This window comes from Vibrio intestinalis (genome assembly GCF_025195085.2).
Taxonomy (GTDB): domain Bacteria; phylum Pseudomonadota; class Gammaproteobacteria; order Enterobacterales; family Vibrionaceae; genus Vibrio; species Vibrio intestinalis.
Genome location: NZ_JANAVY020000002.1, coordinates 355,073 through 377,222 on the forward strand (window position 1 = coordinate 355,073; position 22,150 = coordinate 377,222).

The window sequence follows — 22,150 nt, forward strand, 5'->3', positions numbered from 1 at the left end:
AATTGATTTTCCGATGTTTCCGGTTTCCGACGTCTCGGAAAACCAAGTAGTTCTCTCAAAGTTACTATCTTTAACGACACGGCTGAGAAAACCTTTAGGATTTTTTTAAGTTTTTTTCTAAAAAATTTAGTTTGGCGAGAAAGGTGTGACGAAACGGATAAAAACCATACAAAGTGCAATTTTTAGCTAAAGCTTTTATCAACCCAGTCGATACCATTCTCTTTTTTGAGAATTAATCTCTAGCCTAATAAAGTCAAAGCTAAGTTTGGTGCCTGTTTGGCCTGCGCCAATATTGATGTACTGACCTGTTGCAGAATTTGTTGCTTAATCATCTGCGTAGTTTCTTTTGCGTAGTCTGTATCTTTAATGCGGCTGTTTGACGCTGCTAAATTCTCATTAATATTGCTGAGATTATTAATTGCATGGCCAAAGCGGTTCTGCATAGCACCCAGCTCGGCACGGTGGCTATCAACATATTGCATTGCAGTATCGAGCACCGCAACGGCTCTTTGCGCGCCACCAGCACTAGTTATATCAATATTATCAACGGCTTCATAACCCGCTGTATTAAGCTGAAGCTGGTTTGCCAACGAGCCAGAAAAACTGATCGTGCCTGATGTTTCCTTACCCGCCATAAAGATTTGCAATTGACCATCTTCATTGACCGAGGCAGATATCTTATCCGTTTGGCCATTAATGTAAGTGGCTAACTCTTCGATATCGTCACCCACTTTGGCTTCGATATTAATCGTCTGTTGCACACCTTTGGCGTCGGTATACGTCATATCCAATTGCTGCTGACCTGACGAAACTTGCCACGTAGAATCTGCTTTGGCATTGGCGATATAACTAAAGCCCCCCATGGCGATATCATCAGTACGCATGTTTTTAAGCGTCAGTTGAACGGCTTCACCTGAACTTGCACCAATCTGAAATGCTGAATTTTCGAACGAACCATTGAGCAATTTTCGACCACCAAAAGAGGTCGTTTCAGCGATTCTATTCAATTCATCATTCAAAGCGCTCATTTCTTCTTGTAACGCTTGACGCTCTGCTGAGCTATTTGCTCCGTTGGCCGACTGCAAAGAAAGATCACGCATACGCTGCAAGATATTGGTCGACTCATTCATCGCCCCTTCTGCCGTTTGCATGATAGAAATACCATCATTGGCATTACGCATCGCAACGTCTAGGCCACTCATTTGAGTTTCTAAACGGTTTGAGATTTGTAAGCCCGCGGCATCATCTTTGGCACTATTAATACGACTCCCTGAAGAAAGCCTCTCCAAGGATTGGTTCAACAACTCTGTCGCATTGCTCAAGTGGCGCTGCGCGGTCATTGCAGAAACGTTGGTATTAACAGTAATCGTCATGAATGAATACAACTCTATTAGGGATTACTCTCTGTATCGGCAAGCGCTCGATTTCTTTAGTTTAAATTACCCACTAAACGACAAAGCCGAGCACTATGGCTCGGCTTCTTCATTTACACTGTGTGCAATCGGTTATTTCACAGCAAGAGCTTGTAGCATCTCACTGCTCGGCGCAAAGAAGTATGCGCCCGTTACTGCGTGAGTAAAACGAAGCATTTGGTCCGTTTTACCATCGGTTTCACCATACATGCTTTCTAGCATGGTTTTGATGTTATGCAGCGTATTACAGTAAGCAATAAACAGCAGGCCGTGCTCACCACTTGCGCTGCCGTATGGCAAACTGTGGCGGACAATCTTCAACCCTTTACCTTCTTCTTTAATATCTACACGACCTACGTGAGATTGAGCAGGTACATCATCTAGTTCAATAGAATCTGGCTTAGTACGACCAATCACTTTCTCTTGCGCTGAAATGTTCAGGCGATTCCATGCTGGCAGGTTATGAATAAAACGCTGCACCATCACATAAGAACCACCAACGAACTCACCTTCAGGAATAATCGCCACTTCTTCACGCGCGGCATCTTTCGGGTTTTCCGTACCATCGACAAACATAGTCATGTCGCGTGAATCTAAGTAACGGAACCCTGCTGTTTCATCGACAACTTCTACATCATCCGCAATCTCACTGAGTAGATTGCGTAGCGTGTAAAAGTGTAAATCATGACGATTTGAATGCAGGTGAACCAGTACATCTGCGTCTGTACTTGGCGCAACCACATCGCCTTCACCCAGAACAGGAAACTCCATCAGCTCTGCTGGCATCGCTTGATTCAGTGTCGCCCAGCATTGATGGGTAAACGCAATTGAAAGCGTTAGGTTAGCGTCTGGTTGTTGCTCATTAAGTTCAGAAACCAACTGCGGTAGCGCTTGAAGTTGGCTAATGACGTGCTGTGGATTCTGCTTAATTTTTAGCAGCGTGTACTGCGCAAATGGTCCCGCTTCAGGAAGAATTGCCGTTTGAGGGTGTGACATTATTTGCTCCTCAGTTGTTATTGTGTTTTTGCTCAGTGTAATTGTTATTTCAGCTTAAATATTGATTATGATCAGGCGCATCACTGTTGTTTGAACGCCTTACTCAATTTACTTATACGCTGGTTTAATCGGTATTTGACTTAAAACAGTCAGAGACCGTTTTACTGCGGTAGAGATAGATAGAAAACCATAACAGCGCCAACATGATCATGCCATTTACCCAACTGAACGCGCCAGCCTGCAAATAAACGTGATACAAACTTTGCCCTAACTGAATAATCGTTACTGCTAGGGTCAATGGTTTGGCTAACCATTTGACTAAGTTTACTGCCCAACGACGCTCTGGCGATCGTAATCCAATTAACCACATAAACAGAATGCTCGGCACGCCCATAGCAAGCCCTAAATAAAGCATGTGGTAATCAGGATAGACATAATTAAGGATTTTATCACCGCTGGTACGAGTGACTCCTACGGCAATAAAAACGATCCACGCTCTCGCCAACAGTAACCAGCCAAGCCAGAGCCATTTAGGCGCTTGGAGGAAGCCGTTTTTATCATATGCTTCAATGGCGTAACGCATATATCGCCTGCGATGTAGAAAGGAAAACTGCCATTACTTTACTCAAATTTGCTTAACTTGCTACTCATTCATCAAAGTATTCTGCAAATCTAGCTTGCCAGCTCTTTGCATCCAGCTGCCCTACGTGCTTATAAATAATCTCGCCTTGCTTGTTAACTAAGAACGTTACCGGCACAACGGTTACTGAAAGCTGATCAGACAACTCTCCTCTAGGGTCATAAATCACGTGCTGAAAAGGATTACCCATTTGATTTAGGAAGTGAATCGCCGACGCGCGTTTATCTCGATAATTCACGCCAATGATTGGCACGCCTTGCTCGTTCAACTCTTCAATAAAACCATGCTCCGCCCGGCAGTAACCACACCAAGAGGCCCACACATTCACTAGCTGCATATCATGTTGAATCAAATCTTGTAATGGTCGAGTTTGTGGCGACAGCAGCTCCCGCACATCGATAGCGGGAAGCCGCTGCGTCGAAGCAGACAATTGCGGCCCCAAGTTACCATGGCGAACACCAACAACAAGCACCGCAGAAAAAATCGCCGTCATCACCAATACCAAGACTATTTTTTTCATACTCGCCTCTTGCTGAAATACTGAGTTTTAGTAATACCGCACCTTCAAGCTACATTTCTAATCTCAATTACAGGAACGCGAAGCAGACCAACAAACTAGCCCATGGTAGACTGGTAAATATCAGGAATAATGAAGACGTTACAATGAAACAGAAAGTTGTCCCATCAGAGCAAACTCAACAAGAAGCGATGAAAATTGCGAAAGCCACGCAAAAGCCAGGCCAAACCAAAGAACAAACTAAACTGGTCGCTCAAGGTATTGAAAAAGGCATCGCGCTCTACAAGAAACAGCAAAAAGAGAAATCACGCCAAGCGGATAAAGCGAAGAAAAAACAGCAGCGCCAAAAGCAAACCCAAGCTGAGGATGTAGCAACCGACCACTCTACTGACATCGAGAATCAAACCGAAACGCAATCATCTAAGCTACCATGGATACTGCTGGTGCTAAGCTGGCTAGGTTTTGCGACCTACACATTTATCGGCAAATAGAACCAAATGATAGATACAAATAAGGCAGCGAAATCGCTGCCTTATTTGCTTAATGCTTGTATTACCAACTAGGCTTTGAAACCTAGGCTTGCTGCGATATCAGATTCGCGTTCGACAACCCACTGGCTATCGAATGGTCCCCAATCTGATAATTGATAATAACCGTCGTTATGACGTCGACCATCTTGAACAAAAGCAAGCTCAATACCGATACCGGGTAACGCCTTAATCACATCTTGAATCGTGCGGCGCGGCCACCCTGTTTGCTCGATCAGTTTAGGCACATTTGGCCTCTCTAAATGTTCAACTAACAGAGCTAAATACAAACGTCTCGCAAAAACAGGACTCAGTTCCATTGATACCTCCTATAAACTTCAATGCACATTATTTCTGTTTTGCCGATTTGTTTGTTGCGTTTGATCAATAAGTCGCCATTACACCCCCCTCACTAGGGGTATTTTTTACTCATCAAAATATATGCGTCACATTTTTACTTTGTTGTAGTAATCAATTTTCCACCCAAATAGTTAACGTTTTCCTAAGCCACAAAGAAAAACGACCTTATTGAATATCAATAAGGCCGTACATTCATACAAACTACCGAGATTTAAGGAAAAATATATAAATCAAATGTCCTAGACAACCCATCGAACAGAGCGATACCGTGAGCCAGTCATACCACTCAATCTCATTACCCATGATTAGGGCAAAAGCAATTTGGCCCCACATTACGATGGTTACGATATAGGGAGTAAGCGCAGCAGCTAACATCAACCATTACCAACCAGAAAAGAAGCGTGAAGCTTTTTTGGAAAGTGCTTTGCCGATATCAAGCGCCTCTTCTACCGTCTCTTTTGCGTATTCAGACGCATCTTTCATACCAGATTCAAATGCATCGTTGCGCTCAACGGATTTGTCGTCATTAAGATCAGGGCGCGTCACTTCTTCACCTAGTGATTTTCCGACCATATTACCAGCCACCCCACCTACCGCAGCACCAATTACAGTGCCAAAAACAGGAATCACCGAACCAACAACTGCACCTACTTTTGCGCCAGCAATTGCACCCGTCACTCCACCAGCAACTTTACCGGCCTTGGCAAGCCCAGTATCGATTGAACCATCAACTTCACCGAACTCCCAACTATTGGCCACAAGTGTTTGGTACTCTTGTTCACATGCTACAATCAACTCTGGGTCTTCTTTAACCGCTTGAGTAATATCGCCGTTAGAATCAAGAACACCTTGAACAAAACAGAACGCCCCTTCCGTCGCCTCAAGCAGAGCCTCCATCTCAACGCCTCGTGAATGCATTTCATCCAAGGCACTGAGAACAATCGGCAAAGCACTTGTTCTAATTACTGGGCGTAACTGAAGATACTCGGGCATATCTTCAACGTCTTTAAGTGCTTCACGTGTAAAATAACGGATTGGGTTCGAGCCCATACGGAAACCATCAGACACCTCCCGAATGAACTCCTGTGTATCACTACGCGAAAGCATATTTGTTAATACCAGTTCGGTTGCTTGCAAGGCAGTGTCTGGATAAAGGCTATGCACTTCACTCAACACACCATAGTCATCAGGCAGGTAATAGGTTACATACTCAATAACATCGAGATGGAGACGAGCAAGACCAGTATAAGAAAGTTCTTCACATGCTAATTCATGCTTGACTAATTCCATCAGCAATACGTATGCGGATGAGTGCAAAGTTTCCACTGAATTCATTAGATTAAATCCACAAAATCATCACTTAAATCAACAGCGCCACTCATAAAATTACTCGCCAATTCATGAGCATCCGTCGAGTCACCAACAATCGTTTTGGTCAAAACGCCATTTTCAAACACGTTCGCACCCATGGCATTCTCTTGAACAAAACTATGGCTACCATCAGCACCATTAAAGTGTGTATTACCAAATGCATCCTCACGAGTCGTCCCTACATATTGACCAGTACCGTCGTAGTGATTAGTGCCAAATGCGTTTTCAACTTCATGATGGGTTGGGCTTGCACTGCCAGGCTGGTAATAGTGCGTACCTAAATTAAACGGTGATTGAATTGATGAGCCAATGATTTGACCATTCGAAGAGAACAAGCTCTGAGTATCAAACATGGTAGTTTTCTGTATAAACGACATTGCTATAAACCTGAGATTATTTCTGAGACAGTTGAGCTATCTTTGCGTCTAACGCAGCGATATCTTCTAGAAGACGTTTTGCTTCTGCCGACTTGGACCATTGAGTAAATGCTTTTGAGCCTTTGTCTGTAATGGTGTAAGACTCGATGGTTTGCGTAAAACCGTTGGCATCTTTGCGGCTAAACGTGAGTGGATTCTTTGCAAGCTCTAACCAAACTGCGCCTGCTGACTTAATTTGCCCTTTTGGATCGAGCAAAATAAACGAACCATGCTCCGAGGCATACGCTTCTATGTTTCCATTGCCATCTTTACGAATGACTGTTACCAGAACTTTATTAGGCTTGCGAGCATTAAACTCTCTCACTAAAGCAGTTTTCTCTTGTTGCAACGCCTGCTTTTGTTGCTTTACTCTTTGCTGTTCTTGACGCTTTTCTTCACGCAAAGCTTGCTCTTTGGCTGCCTTCTCCGCTTTTGCCTTTTCCTCAGCCTGAGCTTTTGCTTGTTGTTTCTTAGCAAGATTTTCTTGCTCAGTAGCTTGGGGAAGCATCACGGTGTAAATATCTTCAACCACATTGTGGTACATCACTCGCTCTTTAACGCGGCTGTAGTAACCACCACAAGCATTTCTTTGCTTATAGTCTTGGTTAGCTGGATTTAAAGCCTTCACCTTTAAGTCTTGCTCTTTTTTCGCAATGATCTCTTGTGTCTTTACGCGAAGTTCTTGTTGGGCTTGCTGCACACCACTTTTAGACCAAAGCAACTTCTGCTTTATTTTTAGCGTATTAGCAATGTAAGTAACTTTGCTTTTATAAGAGCGCTTTTGATCTTTCGCGACTCGCAATGCTCTTTCAGCATCAGAAATGAAGTTCTTAATAAAACCGCTTTTCGGCGATCCTAGCTCTACACAAACTTGAGGAGATTCGTAGGTCAACTTATGAGGGTTGTTAGGTAAACTATCTTGATTCGCTAATGCGAAGCCCGAGCTCAGCAGTAGTAAGCCTGCCAGAGGAAAATGTAATTTCATGTTTTTCTCAATGATCGCAATAAACCCAAAGGCAATTGCAAGCCAACTATTAGGTCAACTCGAGGGGAACGCCAAGTGCCTAAATAGTGACTTACCAAATGGTTCTATCCCAAAACCTGCCTTTACTTTAGTCATCGCAATACCTTCTGCCAGACTCGATAATCGGTACGTCCAACGCACATTAATAGTATGACATACTAACGCTTAATCCTCCACTTTTTATAGTATTCCATCTCAATAGAAAGAAACTAAAAGATAAATAACCCTGCTCATTTATCGATGAGATGAAACCTGTACGCATCACACTTTTTGTTTCATGTTCAACTTCCTGATAGGATTCAGAAATAACAAAAAGTCACTTCAAGGGATAACTATGAAAGTCACTATGTATGGCATTCCAAACTGCGACACCATCAAGAAAGCGAAGAAATGGCTTGAAGCAGAAGGTGTCGAATTTGAGTTTCACGATTACCGTAAGCAAGGTGTTGATAACGCGATGGTGAGTGAGTTTTGCCAAGCGCTAGGTTGGGAACTGGTTCTTAACAAGCGTGGTACAACTTATCGCCAGCTAAGCCAAGAGCAAAAAGATGGCCTAAACCAAGAAACCGCTATCGAGCTATTGGTTGAGCAACCAGCGATGATCAAGCGCCCGATTTTATTGGTCGATGGCCAGTACCACATTGGATTTAAAGCGGATCAATACGCCGCTATTTTTGCATAGCAACAGCAATAAACCCCAAGTACTTGGAATTGGCGTATTCATCCACGCAGCGATTTTAAGTATGAGGGGAATAAAAGGATTTAAAAAATGACAGACAGCCCTGTATTGGCTCTGGCTAAAGATTTAATTAGCCGTCAATCGGTAACCCCTGAAGATGCGGGTTGCCAACAAGTAATGATTGACCGCTTAAAAGCACTCGGTTTTGAAATTGAAGTGATGGTGTTTGAAGACACCACGAACTTTTGGGCTCGCCGTGGCAGCGAAGCCCCACTTTTCACCTTTGCAGGTCACACAGATGTAGTACCAGCAGGGCCATTAGAACAATGGCATACCCCACCTTTTGAACCTACTGTCATCGATGGCCATTTGCATGGCCGAGGCGCTGCCGATATGAAGGGTTCACTCGCGTGTATGGTGGTTGCGGTAGAACGCTTTATTGCTGAACATCCTGATCATAAAGGGTCGATCTCTTTCCTGATCACGTCTGATGAAGAAGGCCCATTCATTAATGGTACTACCCGCGTGGTGGATACCTTAATGGCGCGTAACGAAATCATCGATATGTGTATCGTAGGTGAACCTTCATCTACCCATGCAGTGGGGGATGTAGTTAAGAATGGCCGTCGTGGTTCTATTACTGGTGATCTAACCGTTAAAGGCACTCAAGGCCATGTGGCGTACCCACACTTGGCCAATAACCCAGTGCATCAATCCCTACCCGCATTGGCGGAACTGGCTGCAACTAAGTGGGATGAAGGTAACGAATACTTCCCTCCAACCAGTTTCCAGATCCCGAATGTAGCGGCTGGAACGGGGGCATCTAATGTTATTCCGGGTGAGTTTGAAGTTCAGTTTAACTTCCGCTTCAGTACCGAGCTAACAGATGAAGAAATCAAACGACGCGTGCACTCAACCCTTGATGCGCATGGCCTAGATTACGACCTAAAATGGACACTGAGTGGTCAACCTTTCTTAACGGATACCGGCGCTTTGCTCGATGCGGTAGTGAAAGGCGTTTCTGATGTAAACCACAAAGAGCCTGAACTGCTAACCACTGGCGGAACGTCAGATGGTCGATTTATTGCTCAAATGGGCGGTCAAGTGGTTGAGCTAGGCCCAATCAATGCGACGATTCACAAAGTGAATGAATGTGTCAGCGTAGCAGACCTAGAAAAACTCACTGATATGTACCAAAACATCATGGAGAACTTATTGGCATGATGATGACGCCCGAGCAATTGACAGGCAAAAGCCAAGACCATTTAGTGGAAGTGCTGTTCGGTCAAAAGTATTTTCTTGTTCATCAGCAAGTCAGCCAAGATTTACTGACGCTGAAAGAGAGTGCGGCTCGGGCGGGCTTTAATCTCAACATTGCCAGTGGCTTTCGTGATTTTGAGCGTCAACAGACGATTTGGAATAACAAAATGGCAGGTAACACAGCCATTTTAGACAGCGATAGCCAGCCACTCCCATACGATGCACTTAGCGAGCAGCAAAAAGTGTTCGCTATTTTACGTTGGTCAGCCCTACCGGGCGCGAGCCGTCATCACTGGGGGTGTGAATTTGACGTGTTTGATCGCAATTCTTTGCCACAAAATACTCAACTAAAGCTTGAGCCGTGGGAATACTTAACAGGGCATCAAGCTAAGTTCTATCAATGGCTAAAGCATAACCTCGTACAACATGGATTCTTCTTTCCATACGCGCAAGATAAAGGCGGTGTTGCTCCTGAGCAATGGCATATTAGCCACCGTGCGATTTCAACCCAGTGCCAACAACAACTAACCCTAGATACCCTCAGACAACAGCTCATGTTGTCTCCAGTTTTGGGACAAGAAACGGTACTTCTGCACCTAGAAAAGATCTACAATCAATATATTACTAACATCAGTGGAGTGGAATGATGGACTTACTCACAAACCCTTGGGTTATCATCGCCATCGTATTATCTGTGATTGTCGGTAATATCATGGCGCTGAAATACACCGCCAATATGAAATTTGGCCAAATGAAAAAAAAGCAGCCACCTTCAAGCGAAGATGACCAAACCGACGACAAAAATGCTCAGTAGCTCGCTTGGCTTTTAACTGCTCACGCTAATTGCAGTGTTTTGCGAGATCAAAAAGACCCGCTTTATTTTGCGGGTCTTTGCTATTTGGTCATGTTTATTCTAATCAATCGTTACTTGAGATGATCCCAAGATAGATTAGAGACAATTCGGCACTCATCGCACTTAAAGTGGAAGATGTCATGCAAAGGCTCGTCCAACAACCACTCGCCACCACATTTGGGGCACGGTCTTGCTTGTTCATCCGCTAAGCTCTTACCGCCAACTCGATACTGATAATAATAAGTTGGAATTTTAGTGATGTACTCAATGCGGCCACGTAAATCCCAACCTCGGCGGAACAACACACTATCTGCATCACAAATCTCATGCAGCGCAGCGTGTTCAGCTCGGCAGCCGCCTGCCATCTGAATTTCATCACAGGCTTGCCATTCCGTTTGCCATTTCACCACGGCTTTATGATCGCCATTAAGCGTTGGCGGGTTGCGATACAGTGGAATCGGCAGTAAGGATTCACCACTACGCAATGGTGAACAAGTGTGTACATAGGTAGTGTAAAGTACTTGCCAGCTTGGCTGCTCTTCTTCCGCCGCTTGCTCTGAGTTTAAATCGCGGCCGAGTAATCGCACTTTTGGTGCCAGAAGTGAGGCATCCGCTAAGCGATTTAGGCATACCTTCACAAAATCAGAATGGTAGTTTGGATGCAAACTGTCTTGCTCTGGGCATACGGCTCGCACATAAAACTCACCGTCACCCATGATGATCGGGAACTCTCGCCCAAGCACTTGGCCGTTGTAACGAAGCGCATCCATTAAGCCATTGATGGCCTTATCGACCGCTGAAACTGTGGTGTTATCAAAACATTCAAATTGCAATTCAACAACGTACACAATTACACCACTGGTTCTAGGTTAGTAAGAAACTCTGCAACATTCTCAGCCAGCACATCACGCTTATCTGTACCTAAGCGCTCAAGAACGACATTACCGGTAATATTACAAATTGAAATCACATCTAGCTCGGCATCGGTCGCACCAATAAATACCGTTGGCTTGAGTTTTAGGCGGCGCTGAGTCACGAGATGGCCAAGAATGTTCTCTTGTAGACGAACAAAGTCATCGTCACTCCACACTTGCAGCAAATCCAGCTCATTACCGTTCCATGTTGCACTCATGTCTGCACTGTATTGAGAACCATAAAAAGCTTTAATGTCATCATGTAGCGTTAGCTCAATGCCTTGCTCGACATTAGAGAAGTCTGCTTGTTGCTCTCTAGCAAATGCTTTCCATTCCACACCATCAGCACGCTTTTGTTCAACACAAGGCGAAACAAGGTCGGCAAGCTCTTCACTCAAAGGCAGTGTGCCATGAGCTTCTTGATAAGCTTGTTGGTACTTTTCACTAAAAGCAGTTAGCGCTTGCTGGACATGGTCAGCCATTCGATTCTCCAATCGTTGTAATTCAGGACATTCGCTCAATCTGTTTCGCCATGAGTTAATGACACTCAGGTCGAGATTGCGTAAAATTCTCGGTATTCTAATCCAAATTACTACAAATAATGAGCAAATATTCTGACGCAAAAGAATTGGCCGGCCTGACGCTTGGTCAAAAAACGGAATACTCGAACCAATACGACCCTAGCCTACTTCAACCAGTACCGCGTAGCTTGAATCGTGACGACCTAAACCTAGGTGACTCGCTGCCATTTAAAGGCTGCGATGTTTGGACAATGTACGAACTGTCATGGCTAAACAACAAAGGCTTACCACAAGTTGCTGTGGGTGAGGTTTCTATCCCTGCGACCAGTGCAAACCTGATTGAGTCTAAGTCATTCAAACTTTACCTAAACAGCTACAATCAAACTCGCTTTGCTAGCTGGGAAGATGTAGAAAGCTCACTAACGAAAGACCTATCTCAATGCGCGGGTGAAGCAGTTGAAGTCACTATCCGCCCTGTGACGGATTACACCGATACGCTGGTTGTTACCATGCAAGGTGACTGCATCGATGAGCAAGATATTGAAATTACTAGCTATGACTTCGACGACACTCTGCTGCAAGGTGCAACGTTAGATAACGAGGTAGAAGAAGCGCTTCACAGCCACCTACTGAAATCAAACTGCCTTATCACCAACCAACCGGATTGGGGCAGCGTCGAGATTCAATATCAAGGTAAACAAATCGATCGTGAAGCTCTGCTTCGCTACATTATTTCATTCCGTGAGCACAACGAGTTTCATGAGCAATGTGTAGAGCGCATTTTTACTGATATTATGAAATACTGTCAGCCTGAAAAGTTGACGGTTTACGCTCGTTATACTCGTCGCGGTGGCTTAGATATTAACCCATTCCGCTCAACCGAGTTTACTCAACCAAATCACAATCAACGCATGGCTCGTCAGTAAGGAAAAATATTAGGATGCGAAATCTGCGCTGGGAGCGTTGGCTCTGTTTATTTGCTTTAGTATTGTCTGGAAACCTTTGGGCGTCCGCAATCTATACCTCGCCAACACTTAACGAAGCCAATAGCTTAGTCGACATCGTACCTAAGAAGTCCCGTCGTCTAGCGATGGATTATCTTGCCCAGCGTAAACTCACTGAAACGACCGAAAAGAGCCCTTCTTCCATTTCTCGTGATGAAGCGGATAACCGCACCCGCACGCCGGGTGCAACGATTGATGCGTTAAAGATTCTTGCAGACGCCGAGTTTAATTTGGGTAATCCCCTACTAGCGTTGAAGCATCTTGCTGAAGCTCGTGCGCTGACCGAAGCCTACCAATTGCCTTATTTAGGGTTGGATGTGCAACTGCACCAGATCCGATTAGAATGGAAACACACTGGTAATGCCATTAAAGCGCGCGAACAATTGCACAAGGTCGATGAGCAATATAAGAATATCAAAAACCCTGAGCAGCTAGCCAAAGGGCTGCGCTACCAACTGTCGATGCTAAAAGCTGAAATCGCCTCAAAAGAAGGTGAATTTGATATTGCCAACAACCTATTTGCTGAGCTCAAGCCTTATGTCGACAAACAGAAATCGGCGTATACCTTTATTACCTACCACACAACAGTAGGTAAACACTTACTTGCGCACAAGAAGTACAACCGCGCACTGTCGGAGTTCTTAATCAGCTACTGGAAAGCGATTGAAGAAGACTCGGGCGCACTGCTTGCGCAAACCAACCATCTACTCGGTGAGCTGTTCTACAACCGCCGTGTATTGGATAAAGCGAACGAGCACTTATCGCAGGCCGCCGATTTTTACGACAATTATGAAAACTCGCCGCTGCTGCCACCTATCTTAAAACTGATGGGCGATATCTATTACCATCAAGGCAAGTACAACTTAGCGCTGGTTCATTACTTCAATGCAATGGACCATGAGCGAATGCAAAACAACATCACCAACGTGATCGACATTCGTATCTCACTGGCCGCGACCTACTTAAAACTCGTCAACTTCCCATTGACCGAGCAATACCTCGATAAAGCTCAAGATCTACTGCAATACGTTGATGAGCCAAAACTCCAAGCCTACGCATATTTATTGGAAGCAGGCTTAGCTTCTCACCAACGTGAGGCAGATGAAGTATTAGAGCGCTCCTATCAAGCACTCAAAATCGCTAATCAGCTACACGATATTTCAATCCAGAAAAGCGCTTATCAGCTGATCCATCGCGGTTATACACTGAAAAAAGAGTACAAGCAGGCACTGGAATATCTACGCCAGTACAACGCGCTGTCTAACATTGAGCAGCAGCAACTTGACTTGATTAGTGAGGATGCCTTCCGTCAGCAAAAAGAATTTGTCGAGCAGACGCTGCATTTAGTTGGGCAAAAAGAAGAGCTCGTACAAACCAAATCGGAATACCGCAAATTCCAAAAGATCTCCTTTGCCATGTTTGTCAGCAGCTTGGTACTGCTTATCTTTGCGCTACGCCGTGGTCATATCATGCGTGTGCAAAATGAAGAGATAGACAAGCTCAACCAAAACCTATTTACCCACTCTCGCTCTGGCCTACGTAATCTACGTATGTTAAACGCTAAATTGCCTGCTTCACTAGAAGCCACAAACGGCCAATTTGAAAAATGGCACGTGGGTGAACTAATTCATGAGCCACTCAATGATCGCCTACGTTTCGTGATGATTGACGTGCCTTTCCTACGCAATCTGCACATGCAGCATGGGTACAGTGAAGGTTTAAAACTCGAAAAAGAGTTTGGCGAATACCTCAAAGAAAAGATCACCTCTCCTGCGCGTGTTTATCACTTTTCCGACGCTAACTTGCTCTATATTGAGCCAAATAGCGACCGAGATAACGACCCGCAAGCGCTGGTGGATAAACTGCAACAATGGATCATTGACTTCAAACCGCGTCAACAACTCAATCGAGTGATTCGCGTTGGCATGGTCGATTACCCATTCCTACCTCGTGCGTATACCGCACTAAACGACAAACAGCTGCTCGATATTCTGCTTATGGCCACAGGCACAGCACGTACTTTAAGCTTGAAAGAATCCAGCAGCCAGTGGGTCTACTTAAAAGCTATCGACAACGCGCCAGCGGCAAGTCTCGCGACAGGCAATGTGCGCAAAGCATGCAAACACGCCATAAGCCAAGGTCTAATAAAAGTGCATTCTTCGTACAATAATGAGGACAGCATCAAAAAACTATTAAAAGATGTCTAAAAGCCAACCATAAGTGCAAGACAAGCCGTGACGAACTTTTATTATTTGATATTATCAATAAATTAATTAATAGGATCTATTTAGATCCAGTAGTAATAAAGTTTAGATTTACATGGGCGTTCTCGAACAAGATATTCAGTCTCAGCTACACACTCTGAAATCTCAATTGGAACAAGTTCGATTGACACAAAGGGATACCTCTTTCAAATTTAAACGAGAGCAGCAGGTATTACAGCGCATTGTAAATTCATTAAGCGATGCGTGTATAAGTGAAGATCCTAAGCTTCAACTTGGGTTGATAGAGTTGAAGCAAGCCATTGAGCAACAGAAAGACATTAGCACGCTAATTCCTAAATTAGCGATACTAGAAAAACAACTAAAACAACACACGTTGGCGATGAATAAAAAAAATCAACAGCTTGATTCTCAAGTCAAACATGCTGGTGAAACGCTACTTCGAGTGGTGGGCATCCCCTCGAAAGTAAAACGTGATCTTCGTGATTTGTTAAGCTTTTGTGCCGCGCAAGAAATTCCTGTTAGTGAACAAGCGATCAAGCTTCTGGCTATTTATCAGCGCTCGCTAAAAATTCTTACTGCAAATTCAGAACAGAATGGTTCTGCGCTAGCTAGTGAAAGTGACAAAGAATTACTACAAAAGCTAAATGAAGAACTGCAAAACCTAATCACCGAGCTGGATTTCAATGGTGAGTCTGGTGAGTTGCTCAACGACATTCGATCAAAACTCCTAATTGGCCTTAATACCCAAGCATTATTAGAAGATACGCTTCAAGTTCTTAAGTTAGTTATTCAAGGTACGCATTTCGAGCGAAAAACCTCACAACAATTTTTGGCTCAAGTTAATGAGTCACTTTCCAAGTCTATTAAGAGTTCTGCGCAAGTTTCCGACCAAAGCCTAAGCTACTTTGAACAACGTAAAGAGCACGGTATTGAGCTCAATACCCTCGTCACTGACACGAAAAGTGCGCTCACCCAATCTCAAAGCATTGAAGAGGCGAAACAAAACCTCACACCAATGCTAGAACAGCTTTCTTCTTTAACCGAGCGTCTTAACCACGCAGAGCAAAGAGAAAAAGCCTTACTTGAGCGCATGACATACAACCAAGGTCAGCTAGAGTCACTGTTTGAGTCTACGCAAGAGTATCGCCGCCGCTTAGATGATCAAGCTGAGCGCCTGCTGCAAGACCCTCTCACTCGTGTGCTTAATCGCTCTGCGTTTAGTGAAAAAATGGAGCTGGAATACCGTCGTTGGATTCGAGCTCAGCACAACTTGCGCGTTGTTCAGTTTGATATCGATAATTTTAAACATGTCAACGACAGCTTTGGTTATACCGCAGGTGATAAAGCCTTAAAGATTATCGCGCGCAGCATTAAAGCTGAGCTGAGTGAAAATGATACTCTCGCCCGCTTTGCCGGTGAGGAATTCATTGTTCTGCTGCCTGAGCGTGCTGACCCGGAATGCCATGAACTGATCAAAGCGGTTCAGACTCAAGTTGCCAAGCTACCCTTTAAGTTCCGCGACCAGCAACTTGCTATCACCTTAACGGCGGCTAGTGTCAGCTTTAAGGACTCTGATACTCCCGAAGAGATATTAGAAGGCCTGCGAGCCATGTTGAAAGAAGGCAAGAAGGTTGGGCCAAACCAACTGATTTGGAAATAAAAGCCATTTAAAAGCCGCTTAGTGAAAACTGAGCGGCTTTTTTGATCGTACTAAGAGATAAACCGTGATAGATCTAGTTATATCAGATAGTTAGTCTGTTATGTCACGCAAACAGTGCTAAGCTAAAAGAACGCATTAAAGTTGCTCGTAACCCGTATTGATTGAGCAATAAGAATCAAGGAGGTCTTGATGATCACTCATATCAGTCCTGCAGGCAGTATGGATCTGCTTTCTCAACTTGAAGTTGAGCGTCTTAAAAAAACCGCATCTAGCGATCTCTATCAGCTCTACCGTAACTGTACGTTGGCGGTGTTAAATTCTGGCAGCCACACAGACAACTCAAAAGAGCTGCTTGATAAGCACAAATCGTTTGATGTGAATGTGCTACGTCGTGAACGCGGGATCAAACTCGAACTCAACAACCCGCCTGAACACGCTTTCGTTGATGGGCAGATTATCAAAGGTATTCAAGAACACTTGTTCTCTGTGCTGCGCGATATTGTCTACGTTAATATGCACTTAGCGGATAACCAACGCCTTAATCTTACTAATGCCACTCACATTACTAACCTCGTGTTTGGTATTTTACGCAATGCTGGCGCTTTAACGCCGGGCATCGACCCTAATCTTGTGGTGTGTTGGGGCGGCCACTCAATCAATCCAATTGAATACCAATACACTCGTGAAGTTGGGCATGAGCTTGGCCTACGCGAGCTTAACATCTGTACCGGTTGTGGCCCGGGCGCAATGGAAGGCCCTATGAAGGGAGCGGCTATTGGCCATGCTAAGCAACGTTATACCGAGCAGCGCTACCTTGGCCTGACTGAGCCATCCATCATCGCGGCCGAGCCACCAAATCCAATCGTAAATGAACTGGTTATCATGCCAGACATTGAGAAACGTCTGGAAGCGTTTGTTCGTATGGCGCATGGCATTGTGATCTTCCCAGGCGGCCCAGGTACGGCAGAAGAGCTACTCTACATTCTGGGTATTATGATGCACCCAGAAAACGCAGACCAACCTCTACCTATCGTGCTGACAGGGCCAAAAGAGAGTGAGGCTTACTTCCGCTCAATTGATAAATTCATTGGCGATACCTTGGGCGAAGATGCTCAAAAACATTATCAAATCGTGGTGGATGACCCAGCAAAAGTGGCTCGCATCATTAAAGGTAAGATGGAAGATGTACGCCTACAACGCAAAGAAACCGGTGATGCATACAGCTTTAACTGGTCACTGAAAATTGAACCTGAGTTCCAACTGCCGTTTGAGCCTACCCATGAAAACATGGCCAGCCTCGACCTACACCTTAACCAACGCCCAGAAAACTTGGCAGCGGCATTACGCCAAGCCTTCTCTGGTATTGTGGCAGGTAACGTTAAAGCAGAAGGCATCAAAGAGATCGAGCGACGAGGCCCATTCCAATTAGATGGCGATGCCGATCTAATGAAGAAGATGGACAAACTGCTGAAAGACTTTGTAGAGCAAGACCGCATGAAGCTACCGGGTGGTACTGCCTACGTGCCTTGTTATCAAATCGCGGGCAGCGATTAGCCATCTCCACAGCAGTGCTGGTAATTCAGCACTCATCAATTACAATAAGGGCCTGTTGGCCCTTATATTTTATCCAGTTATGTCTATTCATCTTGTCATTATCGATGCACTAAATCTCATTCGCCGAGTTCATTCTGCTCAGCCAGATCCTGCTGATATTGCAAGAACCATAGAGACCACCAGCCGCACATTAAATCGCATTATTAATGAAGCGCAGCCAACCCACATCATTGCAGTCTTTGATCATCACCTACAAGAGCGAGGCTGGCGTGCAGAGGTACTGCCAGAATACAAACAAAACCGTAAACCTATGCCTGAGCCTCTAATGCAAGGCTTAGAGTCCATACAAGACGCTTGGTGGAAGCTAGGGATTGATTCACTGCTTTCAGAAGGTGATGAAGCGGATGACTTGGTGGCTACACTGGCAATGAAAGTAGCAAGCCATAACGAGAAGGTAACCATCATCTCAACGGATAAAGGCTACTGCCAACTGCTCTCACCGACTTTGCAAATCCGCGATTACTTTCAGCATCGCTGGTTGGATGAACCTTTTATTGAAAAAGAATTTGGGGTGAAACCTACTCAACTTGCGGATTACTGGGGATTAGCGGGAGTTAGCTCTAGCCAAGTACCGGGCGTTCCGGGCGTAGGGCCAAAAGCTGCTAAAGAAATTCTCACTCAATATGGCGATATTGAACAAGCCTATAGCGCAGAAGAACTACCAGCAAAATATCGTAAAAAACTGGATGAGCACATTGAATCTGCGCGACGCTGCAAACAGATATCGGCACTAAAAACTGATATTGAACTGGGCTTCAATCTACAAGATTTACGCTATAACGGCCCTAACGAAAGTTAACTAAAACACATTAAAAAGGCTTCCAATTGGAAGCCTTTACTCTTATTAGTCTCTCACCAAGCTTAGTGAGGAGAGATGTTCGACAAGCACTGAACGTGCACCGTGATCTCTTCACGGTCATGGTATAGATGCTTAGCTTGTAGCTTAAACTTCACGCCATTTTCTTTTAGGAAGATTTTCAGGTTCTCGATATCTTCCAATACTTCGTCGTAACGGCCTTTCATTGGTAGCTTTAGGTTAAAGATCGCTTCTTTCGCCCAACCACTGATGATCCACTCACCCATCAACTGTGCTACGCGTGATGGCTTCTCAATCATGTCACACACAAGCCAAGTAACGTTTTTACGCATCGGCTCAAACTTAAAGCCATCTTCTTGGTGGTGTTTAACTTGGCCGGTATCCATCAAGCTTTGCGCCATCATACCGTTGTCCACCGAGTGAACGAACATCGAACGCTTAACCAATTGGTATGTCCAACCGCCCGGACAAGCACCTAAGTCTACGCCCCACATACCAGCTGCTAGGCGCTCATCCCACTCTTCGCGTGGAATAAATACGTGGAATGCTTCTTCTAGCTTCAATGTCGAGCGACTTGGCGCGTCCGCAGGGAACTTAAGACGTGGAATACCCATGAAGAACTGTGAGTTATTGTTCACCAACGAGTAACCAATAAAGCAGTGGCCTGACTCCACAAAGCAAATGTGTAACACCGGCTTCTTCGGGTTGTCTTTGTTAAGTAAAATACCTTTACCGCGCAATGCTTGACGCATTGGTACAGTGAACTTACGGCAGAACTTCAGTAGCTCTTTCGCTTCATTAGTGTCTGGCGTTTCGATGCGTAGATCGCCACAACGAGGCAACTCTTCAACGTCACTCAGTTGTTGCAGAATCGGAGAAATACGGTCTTCGCGAGGTAAGTCAGTAAACTCAACAGCCACTGCGAAAATCTGACGTGCAAAAATCAAAGATTTGAAATCTAACCCTTTGACCAGTTTGGCTGCATCACCTTCTTGGTAACACTCAAACAACACGTAACCAGAGTTTTTCTTAACGCGAGGGAAACCATATACTTCCAGTGCCGTTGCACGATCTTGAATTTCACCCGCGCACTCTTTTTCAAAGCCAGAACGGCAATAGAGCATTAACTGTTTCACTTACTCACCTCATTAACTTGTGACGCTTCAATTTTCAACGCAGCAATAACGAACAACACCCAACCTAGCATAAAGGTTAGCCCACCCAATGGAGTTATCGGCCCAAACCATTTGATTCCGGTTAAGGCAAGGGCGTAAAGGCTGCCGCTAAAACAAAAGATGCCGATGATAAAGCAAATCGCTGCGAGTCTAAAATACTTTTGCGCTTTTGCGCCGATATTCAGTAATAACAGCGCGCCACAAAGTAAAATCGCCATCGCATGTATGAATTGGTACTCTACTCCGGTTGAAAACACCTCAAGCAAATAAGGCGATAGCACCTTCTTAAGGCCATGTGCGGCAAAAGCACCTAGTCCAACACCAATACCAGAAAACAGCGCGCCTACAACGAATAGTGGCTTAGCTTGCATCGTAAACCTCCAAGATAAATTGGCTCAATCGCCCCACCACAAGATCGATATTGCCTTGCTCAGTAAATCCAGAGCGCTTACGTGGTTTAAAGCTATGATCGCCATCAGGCAAGAAGTAGGCCGTCACCTTATCTGACAAGGTAAACTCAGCAAACTCTTCCTGTTTACCAAACGTATCACGCTCACCTTGCAGAATGAGACAGGGCTTAACCATCTCTGCTAAGTGCTCACCTTTGAACTTTTCAGGCTTACCCGGGGGATGAAATGGAAAGCCTAAGCAAGCAACTCCTGCTACATGTTGATGCTCAGACAATAAACTGGCCATTCGACCACCCATCGATTTACCGCCAATCACAATTGGCTTACCTTGGGCATGCTCGGCAATGATGGCTTCATAAGCCTCAAGCAGTTTAGGCGCGCGATCAGGCGGTCGACGTTTGCCATCTTCAGCGCGCTTCACCATATACGGAAAGTTAAAGCGCACCACACAAATGCCTTTCGCCGCTAACCCTTTAGCCACTTGCGCCATGAAGTCATGCTCCATGTCTGCGCCTGCGCCATGAGCAAAAATGAATAGTGGCTGTCCTAACTCGCCATCAACAAGGACATTACTCATCTTCTAACAGCTCCTCTTGCTCACTTTGCGCTTTGGCTAGCATCCAGTCTCGGAACGTGGCAATACGTCCCATGTCTGCTTGCTTGTCGTGACAAACGACATAGAAGGCATTCTTAGAAACCAGTACTTCATCAAATGGTGCAATCAATCGACCGGCTTCTAGTTCTGGCTGTGCCAATACGTTGTTACCTAACGCCACACCTTGGCCATGCGCCGCTGCCTGTAAAACCATGGTTGAGTGACTGAAGATTGGGCCGTGATTTACATTCACCCCTTCAATACCATGAAACTTCGCGAAGTGTTTCCAATCTTTACGCGAGGTGTCATGCAGCAAAGTGTGATTCTTAAGATCACTTAGCTGTTCTAATGGTTTTGTGCCGAGCAACAAGGACGGCGAACAGAGCGGGATAAGAAATTCTTGGTAGAGTTTATCCGCACGCAAGCCCGGCCAATTTCCTCGGCCATAGTAAATAGCAACGTCAACATCATCGGTCAACGAGCCTTCATCCAGATCAACTGCTTTAATCCGAACATCGATATCAGGCTCTTGTTGATTAAAGTCAGCCAAACGTGGAACCAACCACTGAATAGCGAAACTTGGCGGTAAGCTGATGGTCAATGCGCCCTTCTCACTGCGCTCTAGCACCTTATCGGTCGCCTCAGCCAGTGAGGTAAAAATATCTTTAATATCGAGGAAGTAACTTTGACCTTCTTCGGTCAACAGCAAAGAGCGGTTGCGACGGCGGAAAAGTTTCAAACCAAGAAACTCTTCTAAGGCTTTGATTTGATGGCTAACTGCGGCCTGCGTCACAAATAACTCTTCTGCTGCACGAGTAAAACTTAGGTGGCGAGCAGCGGCTTCAAAGACCTTAAGCGAGTTGAGAGGTGGTAATCGTCTAGACATAGGGACACTCAATATATTGGATTAGTTTTTTTTATCTGAAACATTATAAAATGTCCATTGCCTGACGACCAGAGAAATTCTATATTTCATCCCGCAACGCAAGCCTGAACGGCTTGATTTCTTTTTGAAATCAATTGGCTTGATGTTGCGATGTTGTGTTTGCAAACTCGTATTTCGAGTTAGGTAGATTTTCTACCACGGTTTTGTTTCACTAATCCCAGAAACAAAACATATACTTCCTGTATTTATTTTGACCTGTCTGTCAAATTTTTTA

Annotated in this window: 24 protein-coding genes; 10 read left to right on the forward strand and 14 right to left on the reverse strand. The window is 44.8% G+C overall.

Annotation, left to right across the window (positions count from 1 at the left end; all coding sequences use genetic code 11):
- Positions 1 to 239: 239 nt before the first annotated feature.
- The 4 genes from MU515_RS06115 to MU515_RS06130 form a co-directional block, all read right to left on the reverse strand.
- Positions 240 to 1,373 carry a flagellin gene (locus MU515_RS06115; protein WP_260259537.1) on the reverse strand — a complete coding sequence of 378 codons (1,134 nt, stop codon included), beginning with the start codon at positions 1,371 to 1,373 and terminating at the stop codon, positions 240 to 242.
- A 132-nt stretch (positions 1,374 to 1,505) separates the two neighbouring features.
- Positions 1,506 to 2,408, reverse strand: a complete 903-nt coding sequence (locus MU515_RS06120) for a Dyp-type peroxidase (RefSeq protein WP_260259539.1) — start codon at positions 2,406 to 2,408, stop codon at positions 1,506 to 1,508.
- 124 nt (positions 2,409 to 2,532) lie between these two features.
- The gene (locus MU515_RS06125) at positions 2,533 to 2,991 is read right to left on the reverse strand and encodes a DUF2919 domain-containing protein (RefSeq protein ID WP_260259541.1); all 459 of its coding nucleotides are present in this window, start codon (positions 2,989 to 2,991) and stop codon (positions 2,533 to 2,535) included.
- Positions 2,992 to 3,055: 64 nt separating this feature from the next.
- Positions 3,056 to 3,568 (reverse strand): DsbE family thiol:disulfide interchange protein, encoded by a 513-nt coding sequence (locus MU515_RS06130; protein WP_260259542.1) that lies wholly within the window; start codon positions 3,566 to 3,568, stop codon positions 3,056 to 3,058.
- 143 nt (positions 3,569 to 3,711) lie between these two features.
- Here MU515_RS06130 and MU515_RS06135 point away from each other — a divergent pair, with 143 nt between their 5' ends.
- Entirely contained in the window at positions 3,712 to 4,056 is a 345-nt protein-coding gene (locus MU515_RS06135) for a DUF2956 domain-containing protein (protein WP_260259543.1), read from the forward strand.
- Between the two features lie 68 nt (positions 4,057 to 4,124).
- Here MU515_RS06135 and MU515_RS06140 read toward each other — a convergent pair whose 3' ends face one another.
- From MU515_RS06140 to MU515_RS06155, 4 genes are all read right to left on the reverse strand, one after another.
- A complete protein-coding gene (locus MU515_RS06140) occupies positions 4,125 to 4,412 on the reverse strand; it encodes a winged helix-turn-helix domain-containing protein (RefSeq protein WP_260259544.1) in 288 nt (95 codons plus the stop codon).
- Between the two features lie 421 nt (positions 4,413 to 4,833).
- Entirely contained in the window at positions 4,834 to 5,787 is a 954-nt protein-coding gene (locus MU515_RS06145) for a glycine zipper domain-containing protein (RefSeq protein ID WP_260259546.1), read from the reverse strand.
- Complete coding sequence (locus tag MU515_RS06150) at positions 5,787 to 6,176, reverse strand: hypothetical protein (protein ID WP_260259548.1); 390 nt, start codon at positions 6,174 to 6,176, stop codon at positions 5,787 to 5,789. Before MU515_RS06150 ends, MU515_RS06145 begins: the two co-directional genes overlap by 1 nt.
- Positions 6,177 to 6,216: 40 nt before the next feature.
- A complete protein-coding gene (locus MU515_RS06155; protein ID WP_260259549.1) occupies positions 6,217 to 7,224 on the reverse strand; it encodes a hypothetical protein in 1,008 nt (335 codons plus the stop codon).
- A 373-nt stretch (positions 7,225 to 7,597) separates the two neighbouring features.
- On the opposite strand from MU515_RS06155, the gene MU515_RS06160 reads away from it, so the two are divergent.
- The 4 genes from MU515_RS06160 to MU515_RS06175 all read left to right on the forward strand — a co-directional run bounded on the left by MU515_RS06160 (position 7,598) and on the right by MU515_RS06175 (position 10,016).
- Positions 7,598 to 7,945, forward strand: coding sequence for an ArsC family reductase (locus MU515_RS06160; protein WP_260259551.1), 348 nt, complete (start codon positions 7,598 to 7,600; stop codon positions 7,943 to 7,945).
- An 87-nt stretch (positions 7,946 to 8,032) separates the two neighbouring features.
- On the forward strand, positions 8,033 to 9,166 hold the full coding sequence (gene dapE / locus MU515_RS06165) for a succinyl-diaminopimelate desuccinylase (protein WP_260259552.1): 1,134 nt from the start codon (positions 8,033 to 8,035) through the stop codon (positions 9,164 to 9,166).
- Positions 9,163 to 9,849 (forward strand): M15 family metallopeptidase, encoded by a 687-nt coding sequence (locus tag MU515_RS06170; RefSeq protein ID WP_260259553.1) that lies wholly within the window; start codon positions 9,163 to 9,165, stop codon positions 9,847 to 9,849. The genes dapE and MU515_RS06170 overlap by 4 nt, the downstream gene beginning before the upstream one ends.
- Complete coding sequence (locus tag MU515_RS06175) at positions 9,849 to 10,016, forward strand: DUF2897 family protein (RefSeq protein ID WP_260259612.1); 168 nt, start codon at positions 9,849 to 9,851, stop codon at positions 10,014 to 10,016. The genes MU515_RS06170 and MU515_RS06175 overlap by 1 nt, the downstream gene beginning before the upstream one ends.
- A 110-nt stretch (positions 10,017 to 10,126) precedes the next feature.
- On the opposite strand, the gene MU515_RS06180 is transcribed toward MU515_RS06175, so the two are convergent.
- Both MU515_RS06180 and syd read right to left on the reverse strand, forming a co-directional pair.
- Entirely contained in the window at positions 10,127 to 10,903 is a 777-nt protein-coding gene (locus MU515_RS06180; RefSeq protein ID WP_260259554.1) for a Zn-ribbon-containing protein, read from the reverse strand.
- 2 nt (positions 10,904 to 10,905) lie between these two features.
- A complete protein-coding gene (gene syd / locus MU515_RS06185; RefSeq protein WP_260259556.1) occupies positions 10,906 to 11,451 on the reverse strand; it encodes a SecY-interacting protein in 546 nt (181 codons plus the stop codon).
- 119 nt (positions 11,452 to 11,570) lie between these two features.
- On the opposite strand from syd, the gene queF reads away from it, so the two are divergent.
- The 5 genes from queF (at position 11,571) to xni (ending at position 18,792) form a co-directional block, all read left to right on the forward strand.
- Complete coding sequence (gene queF / locus MU515_RS06190; protein WP_260259557.1) at positions 11,571 to 12,416, forward strand: NADPH-dependent 7-cyano-7-deazaguanine reductase QueF; 846 nt, start codon at positions 11,571 to 11,573, stop codon at positions 12,414 to 12,416.
- Between the two features lie 14 nt (positions 12,417 to 12,430).
- On the forward strand, positions 12,431 to 14,701 hold the full coding sequence (locus MU515_RS06195) for a tetratricopeptide repeat protein (protein ID WP_260259558.1): 2,271 nt from the start codon (positions 12,431 to 12,433) through the stop codon (positions 14,699 to 14,701).
- 112 nt (positions 14,702 to 14,813) lie between these two features.
- A complete protein-coding gene (locus MU515_RS06200) occupies positions 14,814 to 16,379 on the forward strand; it encodes a diguanylate cyclase (RefSeq protein WP_260259559.1) in 1,566 nt (521 codons plus the stop codon).
- Between the two features lie 189 nt (positions 16,380 to 16,568).
- Complete coding sequence (gene ppnN / locus MU515_RS06205) at positions 16,569 to 17,933, forward strand: nucleotide 5'-monophosphate nucleosidase PpnN (RefSeq protein WP_260259560.1); 1,365 nt, start codon at positions 16,569 to 16,571, stop codon at positions 17,931 to 17,933.
- A 79-nt stretch (positions 17,934 to 18,012) separates the two neighbouring features.
- Positions 18,013 to 18,792: a flap endonuclease Xni gene (xni, locus tag MU515_RS06210; RefSeq protein ID WP_260259561.1), complete on the forward strand. Its 780-nt coding sequence runs from the start codon at positions 18,013 to 18,015 to the stop codon at positions 18,790 to 18,792.
- Positions 18,793 to 18,854: 62 nt separating this feature from the next.
- Here the strand turns inward: xni and rlmM are convergent, their stop codons facing one another.
- Genes rlmM through MU515_RS06230 form a run of 4 tightly spaced genes read right to left on the reverse strand, consistent with a single transcriptional unit; the run spans position 18,855 to position 21,876 of the window.
- On the reverse strand, positions 18,855 to 19,946 hold the full coding sequence (gene rlmM / locus MU515_RS06215; protein ID WP_260259562.1) for a 23S rRNA (cytidine(2498)-2'-O)-methyltransferase RlmM: 1,092 nt from the start codon (positions 19,944 to 19,946) through the stop codon (positions 18,855 to 18,857).
- Positions 19,943 to 20,356 carry a DUF423 domain-containing protein gene (locus MU515_RS06220; RefSeq protein ID WP_260259564.1) on the reverse strand — a complete coding sequence of 138 codons (414 nt, stop codon included), beginning with the start codon at positions 20,354 to 20,356 and terminating at the stop codon, positions 19,943 to 19,945. The genes rlmM and MU515_RS06220 overlap by 4 nt, the downstream gene beginning before the upstream one ends.
- Complete coding sequence (locus tag MU515_RS06225) at positions 20,346 to 20,972, reverse strand: alpha/beta fold hydrolase (RefSeq protein ID WP_260259566.1); 627 nt, start codon at positions 20,970 to 20,972, stop codon at positions 20,346 to 20,348. The genes MU515_RS06220 and MU515_RS06225 overlap by 11 nt, the downstream gene beginning before the upstream one ends.
- Complete coding sequence (locus MU515_RS06230; RefSeq protein ID WP_260259569.1) at positions 20,965 to 21,876, reverse strand: transcriptional regulator GcvA; 912 nt, start codon at positions 21,874 to 21,876, stop codon at positions 20,965 to 20,967. The genes MU515_RS06225 and MU515_RS06230 overlap by 8 nt, the downstream gene beginning before the upstream one ends.
- Positions 21,877 to 22,150 lie beyond the last annotated feature (274 nt).